This window comes from Pseudomonas sp. XK-1, from assembly GCF_038069885.1.
GTDB lineage: Bacteria > Pseudomonadota > Gammaproteobacteria > Pseudomonadales > Pseudomonadaceae > Aquipseudomonas.
In genome coordinates, this window is the sequence record NZ_JBBPES010000005.1 from 153,450 (window position 1) to 166,410 (window position 12,961).

At 63.7% G+C, this 12,961-nt stretch carries 13 protein-coding genes; 3 read left to right on the top strand and 10 right to left on the bottom strand.

Annotated features, from left to right (window positions below; translation table 11 throughout):
• Positions 1-39: 39 nt before the first annotated feature.
• The 4 genes from arfA to leuS form a co-directional block, all read right to left on the bottom strand.
• On the bottom strand, positions 40-198 hold the full coding sequence (gene arfA / locus WMW70_RS14505; RefSeq protein ID WP_325508181.1) for an alternative ribosome rescue factor ArfA: 159 nt from the start codon (positions 196-198) through the stop codon (positions 40-42).
• Between the two features lie 77 nt (positions 199-275).
• Positions 276-1,322 (bottom strand): DNA polymerase III subunit delta, encoded by a 1,047-nt coding sequence (gene holA / locus WMW70_RS14510; RefSeq protein ID WP_341438171.1) that lies wholly within the window; start codon positions 1,320-1,322, stop codon positions 276-278.
• Positions 1,323-1,379: 57 nt separating this feature from the next.
• Entirely contained in the window at positions 1,380-1,997 is a 618-nt protein-coding gene (locus tag WMW70_RS14515) for an LPS-assembly lipoprotein LptE (RefSeq protein WP_341438172.1), read from the bottom strand.
• A 43-nt stretch (positions 1,998-2,040) separates the two neighbouring features.
• Positions 2,041-4,647, bottom strand: coding sequence for a leucine--tRNA ligase (leuS, locus tag WMW70_RS14520; protein ID WP_341438173.1), 2,607 nt, complete (start codon positions 4,645-4,647; stop codon positions 2,041-2,043).
• A gap of 204 nt (positions 4,648-4,851) precedes the next feature.
• On the opposite strand from leuS, the gene WMW70_RS14525 reads away from it, so the two are divergent.
• Complete coding sequence (locus WMW70_RS14525; protein WP_341438174.1) at positions 4,852-5,292, top strand: hypothetical protein; 441 nt, start codon at positions 4,852-4,854, stop codon at positions 5,290-5,292.
• 26 nt (positions 5,293-5,318) lie between these two features.
• Complete coding sequence (locus WMW70_RS14530) at positions 5,319-6,086, top strand: YdcF family protein (protein WP_341438175.1); 768 nt, start codon at positions 5,319-5,321, stop codon at positions 6,084-6,086.
• Between the two features lie 177 nt (positions 6,087-6,263).
• Here the strand turns inward: WMW70_RS14530 and lnt are convergent, their stop codons facing one another.
• From lnt to miaB, 5 genes are all read right to left on the bottom strand, one after another.
• Positions 6,264-7,784: an apolipoprotein N-acyltransferase gene (gene lnt, locus WMW70_RS14535; RefSeq protein ID WP_341438176.1), complete on the bottom strand. Its 1,521-nt coding sequence runs from the start codon at positions 7,782-7,784 to the stop codon at positions 6,264-6,266.
• A 165-nt stretch (positions 7,785-7,949) separates the two neighbouring features.
• Complete coding sequence (locus tag WMW70_RS14540; protein ID WP_325504122.1) at positions 7,950-8,789, bottom strand: HlyC/CorC family transporter; 840 nt, start codon at positions 8,787-8,789, stop codon at positions 7,950-7,952.
• Positions 8,790-8,829: 40 nt separating this feature from the next.
• Positions 8,830-9,288: an rRNA maturation RNase YbeY gene (gene ybeY / locus WMW70_RS14545; protein WP_341438177.1), complete on the bottom strand. Its 459-nt coding sequence runs from the start codon at positions 9,286-9,288 to the stop codon at positions 8,830-8,832.
• Positions 9,281-10,282 (bottom strand): PhoH family protein, encoded by a 1,002-nt coding sequence (locus tag WMW70_RS14550; protein ID WP_341438178.1) that lies wholly within the window; start codon positions 10,280-10,282, stop codon positions 9,281-9,283. The genes ybeY and WMW70_RS14550 overlap by 8 nt, the downstream gene beginning before the upstream one ends.
• 176 nt (positions 10,283-10,458) lie before the next feature.
• A complete protein-coding gene (miaB, locus tag WMW70_RS14555) occupies positions 10,459-11,784 on the bottom strand; it encodes a tRNA (N6-isopentenyl adenosine(37)-C2)-methylthiotransferase MiaB (protein WP_341438179.1) in 1,326 nt (441 codons plus the stop codon).
• A gap of 134 nt (positions 11,785-11,918) precedes the next feature.
• Here miaB and WMW70_RS14560 point away from each other — a divergent pair, with 134 nt between their 5' ends.
• Positions 11,919-12,242, top strand: a complete 324-nt coding sequence (locus tag WMW70_RS14560; RefSeq protein WP_090249225.1) for a DUF1820 family protein — start codon at positions 11,919-11,921, stop codon at positions 12,240-12,242.
• A 140-nt stretch (positions 12,243-12,382) separates the two neighbouring features.
• Here the strand turns inward: WMW70_RS14560 and WMW70_RS14565 are convergent, their stop codons facing one another.
• On the bottom strand, positions 12,383-12,934 hold the full coding sequence (locus WMW70_RS14565) for a tetratricopeptide repeat protein (RefSeq protein ID WP_341438180.1): 552 nt from the start codon (positions 12,932-12,934) through the stop codon (positions 12,383-12,385).
• Positions 12,935-12,961 lie beyond the last annotated feature (27 nt).

Genomic DNA, 12,961 nt, shown 5'->3' on the forward strand with positions numbered 1-12,961 from the left:
TTAGCATGAATGAGGTGATATGCGGGTTGTAGCGCAGTTTCAGGCAGCCAGAACGAATGAAGCCTCCCAGTTTTGCTGGGAGGCTTCGCGGCGGTAACTGCCTTTGCCTTTGCCGGGTTGTTCCTGACGACAGCGGAACAGGGGTTGGGCGATCAGGGATTTGGCCTTGTTCGGGGCCGCTTTGCGCTTCTTGGCCATGCGTTATCCTCGTTTGCTACCGCAAGGTTGCGGCGAGAGGATGATGAGCTTCTGGTTAAAAAATGTCCAGTGGCCTGCTAGAGGCTAGTGTCGCTGGCCAGCCCCAGTCGTTGACCGCACATGGTCAGGCTCAGCAGACTCAGACCGCGCCATGGGTCGCCCGCGGCCTGGCCCTTGATTTGCGCGTCGATATGCTGAGCGTCCTGTAGAAGGGCGGCCCAGCGTGCCGCGGAAAGACGCTGCAGGGCCTTGCTGACCAGCGGCCGGCGCTTGTCCCAGACCGGCGGTCGCGCCGAGCTGAAGGCCTTGTCCAGGGGGATGCCCTGGCTGTACTGCTGGGCGATAGTGGCCAGCAGGCGGATCTCCCGGGCCAGAGCCCAGAGAATCACCGGCGGCTCGACGCCTTCGCCGCGCAGGCCGTCGAGCATGCGCAGGGCATGGGCGGCTTCGCCATTGAGGATGGCGTCGATCAGACCGAACACATCGAAACGGGCGCTGTCGGCCACTGCGGCATGCACGGTGTCGACATCGATCTGGCTGCCGTCGGCCAGCAGTTTGAGTTTTTCGATTTCCTGGGCGGCGGCCAGCAGGTTGCCCTCCACCCGCACGGCGATCATCTCTACGGCTGGTGCGCTGGCGCTGAGGCCGGCCTGGGCCAGGCGCTGGCGAATCCATTGCGGCAACTGGTGGGCATCCACCGGCCAGATCTGCAGAAACTGGGTGTCTGCGCCGTCGATCAGCGCCTTGCCCCATTTGGTCTTCTGCGCACTGCCGTCGAGCTTGGGCAGGCTGATCAACAGCACAGTGTCGTCGGCGGGGCGCTTGAGGTATTCGAGCAGGGCAGCTGCGCCCTTGTCGCCGGGCTTGCCACTGGGCAGGCGCAGTTCCAGCAGGCGTTTGTCGGCGAACAGCGACATGCTGGCGCAGGCCTGCAGCAGGTTGCCCCAGTCGAAACTGGCGTCGGCGTTGAACACCTGGCGCTCGCTGAAGCCCTGCTGACGGGTGGCGCTGCGGATGGCGTCGCAGGCTTCCTGGCAGAGCAGGGGCTCATCGCCACTGACCACATACACCGGTGCCAGGCTGCCCTGCAGGTGTTTGCCCAGTTGTGCAGCGTTGAGTTTCATGGCTGGCAGCGCTTCATCGGATTGCCGAGTCGGGCCGCTTGGGGCGGCCCGGCGCGCTTACTTGACGGGGATAGGCAGTTGCACGGGCGACTGCTGAGGTTGCGCCGCACGCTGTTGGCGCGCTGCTTCCAGAGCCTGCGCTTCGGCTTCTGCCTTGGCGTCGGCGGTCTGCTGCAGTTGTTCCAATTGCTGCGGGGTGACCTGCTGCAGGCGCTGCACCAGTTGCTGGATCAGCTCGCGGCGCATTTCGCTGCGCGCCTGCTGGGCTTCCTGATCGCCGCCGACCAGGTTGTTGCCATCCTGGGCGTAGTAGCTCTGGGCTTCCAGCTTGTTGCTGAGCAGCAGCAGGTTCTTGCTGCCGCGGATCTCGTACTCGAGGGTATTGGTCAGCTCATATTCGGCGGTACGGGCCGAACTGGTGAAGCTGGCGGCGCGGCGGTTCTCTTGTTCGTTGCTAAGCACCAGCTGGTATTGAGCGCCTGGGAAGACCCGCACACCGCTGTTCTCCAGCGCTTCACGCAGTTCCTGCACGGTGTCGCCATGGGCGTTGCGCGCGCTCACGGCCAGCTCGTCGAGGGCAAAGTCTGCCGCCGCGCTGCCGGTGCCGCGCAACTGAAAGCCGCAAGCGCCGAGCAGGGTGGCCAGGCCAATTACCAACAGATTCCGTTTGATCATCTTTGTTATCCCCTTGGCGAGTCTTGCGGCGCGCCGTACGTAATTAGTTGGCGACTATATTAACCAGCTTGCCCGGCACCACGATGACCTTGCGAATACTCAGGCCTTCGGTAAAGCGCAGTACGTTTTCGTTGGAGCGTGCGGCGGCTTCGATTTCCTCGCGGCTGGCGCTCGCCGGCACTTCGATCTGCCCGCGCAGTTTGCCGTTGACCTGGATCACCAGGGTCAGGCTGTCCTGCACCAGCGCCGCTTCATCGACCTGCGGCCACTGGGCGTCGATGATCGCGTCGTCGTGGCCCAGTTCCTGCCACAGCTGATGGCTGATATGCGGAGTGATCGGAGCCAGCAGCAGGGCTACCGCTTCCAGACCTTCCTGAAGCAGGGCGCGGTCCTGTGCGGTTTCCTGGGCGGCTTTTTCCAGTACGTTCATCAGCGTCATCACCTGGGCGATGGCGGTGTTGAATTTGTGGTGCTGGCCAATATCGAAGCTGGATTGCTTGATCGCCAGATGAATCGCACGGCGCACGGCCTTCTGCTCGTCATCCAGGCTGGCGAGGTCGAGCGCGCCGGCGATGCCCTGGCTGACGTGGTTATGCGCCAGGCGCCAGACGCGGCGCAGGAAGCGGTTTGCGCCTTCAACGCCGGCATCGGACCATTCGCAGCTCATGTCGGGCGGCGAGGCGAACATCATAAACAGGCGGCAGGTGTCGGCCCCGAACTGATCGATCATCGACTGTGGGTCGACGCCGTTGTTCTTTGACTTGGACATCTTCTCGGTGCCGCCGATCTCGACCGGCAGGCCGTCGGATTTCAGTTTGGCGCTGATGACCTTGGCTTTGGCATCACGCTCCAGCTCGACGTCGGCCGGGTTGAACCAGTCCTTGCCACCGTTTTCCAGCACGCGGTAGTAAGTGTCGGCCACCACCATGCCCTGGGTCAGCAGGTTCTTGAACGGCTCGTCGGAGGACAGCAGGCCCTCGTCGCGCATCAGCTTGTGGAAGAAGCGCGCATACAGCAGGTGCAGGATCGCGTGTTCGATACCGCCGATATATTGATCCACCGGCAGCCAGTGGTTGGCCGCGGCCGGGTCGACCATGCCGCCGGTGTAGTGCGGCGAGGCGTAGCGGGCGAAGTACCAGGACGATTCGACGAAGGTGTCCATGGTGTCGGTTTCGCGCTTGGCCGGTGCACCGCAGGTCGGGCAGCTGCATTCGTAGAAGTGCGGCATGCGCGCCAGTGGCGAGCCGGCACCATCCGGCACCACATCTTCGGGCAGCACGACAGGCAGCTGGTCTTCCGGCACCGGCACGTCGCCACAGCTGTCGCAATGGATGATCGGGATCGGGCAGCCCCAGTAGCGCTGACGGCTGATGCCCCAGTCGCGCAGGCGGAACTGGGTGCGCGACTTGCCCAGGCCCCTGTCCAGCAGGGCCACTTCGATGGCGTCGAACGCGCCAGGGAAGTCCAGGCCGTCGAACTTGCCGGAGTTGATCAGTTGACCATGCTCGCCGTACGCGTCCTGCCAGGGCGCTGGGGTTTCGTCACCGGCGGCGGTGCGGATCACGGCCTTGATCGGCAGGCCGTATTTATGGGCGAACTCGAAATCGCGCTCGTCGTGAGCCGGTACGGCCATTACCGCGCCGTCGCCGTAGTGCATCAGCACATAGTTGGCGACCCATACCGGGAGTTTTTCGCCGGTCAGCGGGTGCTCGACGAACAGGCCGGTGGGCAGGCCCTTCTTTTCCTGGGTGGCGACATCGGCTTCGGCGACGCTGCCGCTTTTGCATTCGTCGATAAAGGCCTGCAGCTCGGCGTTGCCTTGCGCAGCCAGGGTGGCCAACGGGTGCTCGGCCGCGACGGCGACATAGGTCGCGCCCATCAGGGTGTCGGGGCGGGTGGTGAAGACGTTGAGCTTGCCTTCGCTGCCGATCGAGGCCAGGTCGTAGGGGAAGCTGACTTCCATGCCGCGGGACTTGCCGATCCAGTTGCGCTGCATGGTCTTGACCTGTTCAGGCCAGCCATCGAGATCGTCCAGGCTACTCAGCAATTCTTCCGCATAAGCGGTGATCTTGAAGTAGTACATGGGGATTTCGCGCTTCTCGATCACCGCGCCGGAGCGCCAGCCGCGGCCGTCGATGACCTGCTCGTTGGCCAGTACGGTCTGGTCGACAGGGTCCCAGTTGACGGTGCCGTTCTTGCGGTAGATCACGCCCTTCTGGAACAGGCGGGTGAACAGCCATTGTTCCCAGCGGTAGTAATCCGGCTTGCAGGTGGTCACTTCGCGAGTCCAGTCGACGGCCAGGCCCAGGCTTTTCAGCTGGGTCTTCATGTACTCGATGTTCTCGTAGGTCCACTTGGCGGGCGCGACCTTGTTCTTCATCGCGGCGTTTTCCGCCGGCATGCCGAACGCATCCCAGCCCATCGGCTGCAGTACGTTCTTGCCCTGCATGCGCTGATAGCGGGCGATCACGTCACCGATGGTGTAGTTGCGCACATGGCCCATGTGCAGCTTGCCGCTCGGGTAGGGGAACATCGACAGGCAATAGAAGGTCTCTTTACCTGGCTGCTCGCTCACTACAAAGGATTGTTGCGAGTCCCAGTGGGACTGCGCAGCGGCTTCGATTTCACGTGGCTGATACTGTTCGTGCATGGCTACCGGCGCTAAGAATAGGGGCTTGCGGAAAACGCCGTAGCATACATGACCCCCCCTTGCTGAGGGAAACCCTGATTGCACTGCCGAATGGGTGGCAAGGCCCGCAGAACCGCCGTTTGTCGCGGCGCGGCGCTGCTTGAAGGGCGGCCGCTAAGCTTGCTATATGGGCTGCGTGAAAAGGGCCCGTCGTGAGGTGAATGGATGGGCGAATCAAGGCGTGCAGGAACTGGCGGCGGACTCTACGAGCGACTATTGCAACGCCTTGCCCTGGCGCTGGAGGAGGCCGATAGCCTGAGCGATCTGGCGACCGACCCGCCGCAGGAGCTGGAGCTGCGGGACCTCACGGCAGCTGAAATGGAGCTGATCCGCGCCTACCTCAATCGCGATCTCGACTGGTTGCGCGGCTGGCATGCGGCGGCCCAGGAGATGGCGCAGATCGAACAGATGCAGGTCCGGCGCAAGGTCGCCCGACCCATGCAGAAGGTCGTGTCCGCGTTGCCGAGCCCCAAGCCGCTGTTGCGCCGCCAGCCGCGTCTCTGCTGTGCGCTCTGCGGAACCCTGGCCAGCGGCCAACTTGGGCATGGCGTGCAGGCGTGCCGAACCTGCGGCTCGCAACTGTTCCGGGCGAGCAATCCCCGTTAGGCTTTGGGCACCTCTGGAGGTGCCCGATGCCGATTCGCTACATCCTTAAACAACTGCTGATGCCGCCGGGTATTTTCCTGCTGCTGTTGCTGATCGCCTGGTGGTTGCGCCGGCGCGCGCCGCGGCTGGCGACGGCTTGCTTCGGCCTGGCGCTAGGCGGCTTGTGGTTGATGAGCCTGCCGGTGGTGGTGGAATGGTCGGCGCGGCAACTGGAAAGCGAACCGGCCCTGGCCGAATTGCACTGGCCCCGGTTGGCCGAGCAGGCGCAGGCGATTGTCGTGCTCGGCGGCGGGCGCGAGCAGAATGATCCGGCCTGGGGTGGCGATCAGCCCAGCCTGATGGCCTTGGAGCGGGTGCGCTATGCCGCACGGCTGGCCAAGGCCTCGGGCCTGCCGCTGCTGATCAGTGGTGGGCTGCATTACGGCGCGCCGCCAAGTGAGGCGGCGCTGATGGCCGATGTGCTGGCGCGCGATTACGGGGTCAGGGTGCGCTGGCAGGAAGGGCTAAGCCGTACCACCTGGGAGAACGCGACCCACAGCGCCGACATTCTGCGCAAAGAAGGCATCACGCGCGTGCTGCTGGTCACCCAGGCCTGGCATTCGCCCAGGGCGCGCTGGTGTTTCGAACAGGTAGGCTTCCAGGTGCTGAGTGCGCCCATGGGCTTTCTCGGCGTGGCCAACGGCCGTCCGGCGGGTGGCTGGCTGCCGGAAGGCAAGGCGCTCTGGCAGAACGGCCTACTGCTTAACGAGGCCGTTGGTTTGTGGCTGTATCCCTGGGTATATGGGCGGGAGTAAGCGGTAAGAGAGGGGGCGTTGGGTTGCGCGACGGTCGTCGGCGATGTCGTTGGGTTAGCCGCGTTAATCGCCGCTAACCCAGCGGCTTCGGCATACCGTTGCGTAGGGTGGGTGCAACCCGTCGGGCCTTGCTTGGGCCTTGGCGGGGTTCACCCGCCCTACGGGGACCTGCCTTTCTTACACCGTCTTCGCCATGCGGTTGGCCAGCAGGGCCCAGGCAAACAGCAGCAGGCAGAGGATCAGCAGGGGCCAGCCGCGCCAGTAGAGGTAGGGCGTCAGCTGCTGCATGGGTACCACTTCACCATACAGCACGCCCTGTTCGAACTGCGGCAGTTGCTCGGTGATCTGCCCGTAAGGGTCGATCAGCGCGGTAACGCCGTTGTTGGTGGCGCGGATCATCCAGCGGCCGGCCTCCAGGGCACGCATCTGCGCCATCTGCAGGTGCTGCAGCGGGCCGATGGAGCGGCCGAACCAGGTGTCATTGCTGATGGTCAGCAGCAGGTCGCTCTGGGCGGCGAGGCCGGCGGCGAACTCGGGGTAGACCACCTCGTAGCAGATATAGGCGGCGATCCGGTAGCCCTGAGCTTCCAGCAGTGGCTGTGCAGCCGAGCCGCGGGCGAAATCCGACATGGGCAGGTCGAAGAAGGCGATCAGGCCGCGCAGCAGCTCCTGCAGCGGCACGTACTCACCGAAGGGCACCAGCTTCTGCTTGAGGTAATCGCCGCTGCCCTGGCCGACCACGCTAATGGCGTTGTAGTAGCGCAGCTCGCCGCGCTCGTTGGCCTGGCGGATTGGTACCCCGGTGATCAGCGCCGTCTGGCGCTGCTTGGCAAATTCGGCCATCGCCGCGAGGTAGCCCTGGGCGTGTTCCTTTAGGACCGGTATGGCGGTTTCCGGCCAGACGATCAGGTCGGTCGGCGCGGCGTTGAGGCTCAGGTTACGGTACAGCGCCAGCTGTGCGTTGAGCTGCGCCGGGTCCCACTTGAGGTTCTGCTCGATATTGCCCTGCACCGCGGCCACCGTCATGGGTGCGCCGGCGGGCAGGGTCCAGGCGTGCCCCTTGAGGGTCAGGCCAGCGATCCAGGGGGCCAGCAGCAGGAGGATGCCGGTGGCGAGAAAGGCCTTGCGTGCGCGCAGCTGCGCCAGGTTGACCAGCAGTGCGGCGCTCAGGGCCAGCACCAGGGAGATCAGCCAGACACCGCCCACCGGGGCCAGGCCGGCCAGGGGGCCGTCGAGCTGGCTGTAGCCGGCGTAGAGCCAGGGGAAACCGGTGAGAAACCAGCTGCGGAAGGCTTCCTGGGCCAGCCACAGGGCAGCGAAAGCCAGGGCGTCGGCCAGTGGTGCTTCCACCCGGCGCAGCCAGCGGGTCCAGACCCAGGCGCTAAGGGCGAACAGCAGGCCGAGGCCGGCGACAAACAGCAGGGTGAGGAAGGCGGCCAGGGGCGGCGAGGCCGCACCGTAGTCGTGAATGCTCACATAGACCCAGCTGGTGCCGGCGGCGAACAGGCCGAAGCCATAGCACCAGCCGCGTAGCCCTGCCTGGCGCGGGCTGAGGTCGCGCAGGCCGAGGTAGAACAGGGCGATGGACAGCAGCGCCAGCGGCCAGAAGTCGTAGGGGGCCAGGGCCAGTGGAGTGATGGCCCCCGCCAGCAGGGCGATCAGGTTGCCGGGCCAGCCAGCTCGGGTTATCCAGTGCATTGCATGCAGATCCTTGGATTGGGGTGGCGCTAGGGTAGAGGGGAATGCGGAAGGGGGGAAGGCGGGTGCAGTCGCTGTAGGAGCCAGGGGGACGCCCAGTGCTTGCTGGCGATTATGTTCGCCGCTGATCGCCAGCAAGCTGGCTCCTACAAGGCGCGCTGGGCCTTAGCTGCGCAGCGGAGTCAGACGCAGCAGGTGAATCCGCCGGCTGTCGGCGCTGATCACGCGGAAGCGGAAGCCGCCGATGTCGGTGACTTCGTTGCGCTTGGGCAGATGGCCGAAGGCGCTCATTACCAGGCCGCCGACGGTGTCGAATTCATCATCGGAAAACTCGCTGTCGAAGGATTCGTTGAAACTGTCGATCGGGGTCAGCGCCTTGACCAGGAAGTCGCCCGAGGGCAGCGGCTTGACGTAGCTGTCTTCCTCGACGTCATGCTCGTCCTCGATATCGCCGACTATCTGTTCAAGCACGTCCTCGATGGTCACCAGGCCAGCGACGCCGCCGTACTCGTCGATCACCACGGCCATATGGTTGTGGTTGGCGCGGAACTCGCGCAGCAGCACGTTAAGGCGCTTGGACTCGGGCACGAAGGTGGCCGGGCGCAGCAGGTCCTTGATATTGAAGTTGGGCTGTTCGCCCGAGAGGATCAGCGGCAGCAGATCCTTGGCCAGGAGGATGCCGATGACATCGTCGAGGCTCTCGCCCACCACCGGATAGCGCGAGTGCGCGGCTTCGATGATCGAGGGCAGAAATTCCTTGGGCGTCTGGTTGGCCTTGATGCTCATCATCTGTGAGCGTGGCACCATAATGTCGCGAACCTGCAGGTCGGCGACCTGAATTGCACCTTCGACGATGGCCAGTGCTTCGCTGTCGAGCAGCTTGTTCTGATGCGCTTCGCGCAGCACTTCCAGCAATTCCTTGCGGTTCTTCGGCTCATGAGCAAAAGCCTGGGTCAGTCTGTTAAACCAGGACTTCTGCTCGTTGCTCGATCGGTCTTCGCTCATGGTGGTTACTCAGGAACCTTTTGTAATTTCTGTGGGTGGGTTATTCGTGGTCGGCGTAGGGGTCGGGGTGCCCCAGTTCGGCGAGCAATTCTCGTTCCAGTGCTTCCATCTCTTCGGCTTCCGCGTCCTCGATATGGTCGTAGCCGAGCAGGTGCAGGCAGCCGTGGATCACCAGGTGCGCCCAATGTGCATCCAGGGTCTTGGCTTGTTCCTGGGCTTCGCGCTCAACCACCGGCACGCAGATCACCAGATCGCCGAGCAGCGGGATATCCAGCATCTCGTCCGGCACATCGGCAGGGAAGGACAGTACGTTGGTGGCGTAATCCTTATGCCGCCAGGTGTTATTCAGCTCGCGGCCCTCGGGCTCATCGACCAGGCGGATGGTCAGCTCGGAGTCGGCACTGCGCTGGCGCAGGGCGAGCGCGCACCAGGTGCGAAACTGCGCTTCGCTCGGCAGATCGGCGGCTTCACTGGCGATCTGCAGGTCCAGCTCAAGCATTGCTGTCGTCCTCGTCTACCAGCTTGCCGTGCATGCGATTGTCATAGCGCTCGTAGGCCTCGACGATACGTTGCACCAGGGGGTGGCGCACCACGTCCTTGGGTTTGAAGTGGGTGAAGCTGATGCCGGGCACGTCGCGCAACACGTCGATCACGTGGGTCAGGCCGCTCTTGGTGCCGCGCGGCAGGTCGACCTGGGTGATGTCGCCGGTTATCACCGCGGTCGAGCCGAAGCCGATGCGGGTGAGGAACATCTTCATCTGTTCCAGGGTGGTGTTCTGGCTTTCGTCGAGGATGATAAAGCTGTTGTTCAGGGTGCGGCCGCGCATATAGGCCAGCGGCGCGACCTCGATCACCTGCTTCTCGATCAGCTTGGCCACCTGCTCGAAGCCGAGCATCTCGTAGAGTGCGTCGTAGAGCGGGCGCAGATAGGGGTCGATCTTCTGCGAGAGGTCGCCAGGAAGGAAGCCGAGCTTCTCGCCAGCCTCTACCGCCGGGCGCACCAGCAGGATGCGGCGAATCTGCTCGCGCTCCAGGGCATCCACGGCGCAGGCCACCGCCAGGTAGGTCTTGCCGGTACCGGCCGGGCCGACGCCGAAGTTGATGTCGTGCTCGAGAATGGCTTTGACGTAGCGCTGCTGGTTGACCCCGCGCGGGCGGATCATGCCCTTGCGTGTACGCAGGGCGACGCTGGCTTCGGCGATGGGGTTGGCCAGCTCTTCGATGCCGGATTCCTGCAGAAACAGGTGAACCAGGTCGGGCGACAGCTCGGTGCTCTTGCTTTCGCGATAGAGGCGGCGCAGCAGTTGTTCCGCGGAGCGGGTCTGCTCCGGCGTGCCGATCAGCTCGAACTGGTTGCCGCGGTTGCGGATTTCGATCCCCAGACGCTGCTCGATCAAACGCAGGTGCTCGTCGAGTTGGCCGCACAGGTTAGCGAAGCGGCGGGCCTCAAAGGGTTCAAGGATAAAACGATGGGGTTCTATGGGTGTGTTCAAGGTCGTTTGATGGCCGCCAGTCGGCTGGGGTAATGGGCGAAGAATAGCGCTAGCGGCCGCTAGGGGGAAGCTCGGCCTACCAGCGGTCTGTTGCAGAGCCGCTCGCGTAGGGTGGATGACGCCTCACCCATCCACCAGTCACGCAGCCATGGTGGATGTAAAAAGCGACATCCACCCTACAGCAGGGTGCCGCGCAGCGAGTTGGGCATGGCTTCGTCGATGTGCACGTCGACAAACTGGCCGATCAGGCGCGGGTTGTCGGAGCGGAAGTTGACCACCCGGTTGCTCTCGGTGCGGCCCTGGAGCATGCCCGGGTCCTTCTTCGAGTAATCGTTGACCAGAATGCGCTGCACGGTGCCGGCCATGCGTCGGCTGTTTTCGAAGCCCTGTTGGGTGATGCGGTGCTGCAGCAGTGCCAGGCGCTGTTTTTTCAGCTCCAGCGGCGTGTCGTCGGGCAGGTCGGCCGCCGGAGTGCCGGGGCGCGCGCTGTAGACGAAGGAGTAGCAGAAGTCGAAACCGACATCCTCGACCAGCTTCATGGTCTGCTCGAAGTCCTTCTCGGTTTCTCCGGGGAAGCCGACGATAAAGTCCGAGCTGATCAGGATGTCCGGCACCGCGGCGCGCAGCTTGCGGATGCGCGACTTGTATTCCAGGGCGGTGTGGTTGCGTTTCATCGCTGCGAGAATGCGGTCCGAGCCCGATTGCACCGGCAGGTGCAGGTATTTCACCAGCTCGGGGATCTCGGCGTGGGCCTGGATCAGCGCGTCGGAGAACTCCAGCGGATGGCTGGTGGTGTAGCGAATACGGTCGATGCCGTCGATCGCCGCTACTGCATAGAGCAGTTCGGCGAAGTCGGCGATCTGCCCGCTCTGGGTCGCGCCGCGGTAGCCGTTGACGTTCTGCCCGAGCAGGGTGACTTCACGCACGCCGTGTTCGGCCAGGTGGATGATTTCGCCGAGCACATCGGCCATCGGGCGGCTGACTTCTTCGCCGCGGGTATAGGGCACCACGCAGAAGGTGCAGTACTTGCTGCAACCTTCCATCACCGACACGTAGGCGCTGGGGCCGTCGACGCGCGGTTCGGGCAGGCGGTCGAATTTCTCGATCTCGGGGAAGCTGATGTCGACCTGGGCGATCTTGGTGGTGCGCGCAGCGTCGATCATTTCCGGCAGGCGATGCAGGGTCTGCGGGCCGAAGACCACGTCGACGTAGGGCGCGCGATCACGGATCGCCGCGCCTTCCTGGCTGGCTACGCAGCCGCCGACGCCGATCACCAGGTCCGGGTTGGCAATCTTCAGCTTTTGCCAGCGGCCAAGTTGCGAGAACACCTTGTCCTGGGCTTTTTCGCGGATCGAGCAGGTGTTGAGCAGGATGATGTCGGCGTCTGCCGCCTTCTCGGTGACTTCCAGGGCTTGATGTTCGCCCAGCAGGTCGATCATGCGCGAGCTGTCGTACTCGTTCATCTGACAACCGTGGGTTTCGATATAAAGCTTCTTGGTCATGCGCGCTCAACAAGGGGGAACGAAGAACCGCGCATTATAGAGGCCGAAGGCTCGGGTTCCTAGCATTGGCTGCTCGGCGGCTATGCTATGATTTCCGCCCTCCAAAATTAACCCCCGGTGCGAACTGCATAGCCATGAGCAAACGCGAGCCTATCTACAAGGTGATTTTCCTTAACCAGGGCCAGGTGTACGAGATGTACGCCAAGCAGATCTTTCAAAGCGATCTGTGGGGCTTTCTGGAGGTGGAGGAGTTCGTCTTCGGCGAGCGCACCCAGGTGGTGGTCGACCCCAGCGAAGAAAAGCTCAAGGCCCAGTTCGACGGTGTGGTGCGCAGCTTTATCCCCATGCACGCAATTATCCGCATCGACGAAGTCGAGCGCCTGGGCACGCCGAAGATCAGCGAAGCCAAGGGCGGCGGCAATGTGATGCCCTTCCCCATGCCGATGCCGGATAAGTAAACCTGTAGAAGCCAGGAGGACGCCTGGTCCTTGCTGGCGATGGCGATTGTCGCGTAATGCATAGGATGGGTTGAGCGAAGCGATACCCATGCGGCCTGATGATGGGTATCGCAGACTCAACCTACGCCGCCCGACCCACCCTACGGCAGCGGGGCAAACGGCGAGGTAAGGGCGTCGGCGTTCTGCAGCTCCAGCAGGTAGCTGCGGAAGATCTGCCCGAGCACCTGGCTGGCGATTTCCAGTTCTTCGCGGGGCATTTGCGCGGCGATCAGGTCGGCGCTGTCCATGGCTTCGTCCGAGCCATTCACCGCCGCCATCTTCAGCACTATATAAGCCTGGACGTTATTGGCCGGCACACCTTCGCCGCGGAAGAACATCATGCCCAGGCGGTACTGCGACGGGGCATGGCCCTGCAGCGAGGCCTGTTCGAACCATTTAAGCGCCTGGCCCAGATCGCGCTCGGTGCGTTTGCCGTCGTAATAGAACTCACCCAGCTCGTACTCGGCCTGCAGGTCGCCGTTCTGCGCGGCCTGCTGGCAGGCCGCGAGGGCGTCGGGCAGGTCTTCGGGGGCGGTATTCAGCGAGCAACTGCCAGGCGCAGGGATCAGCAGGGTATTGCCTCCCGCCATTGCGAGCAGGGGGAGCAGAAGCAACAGGCAGCCCATGGACAGGGTGCGGCCGGTGCGTTTCATGAAAATCCATTTACCTCGAGTGCAGAG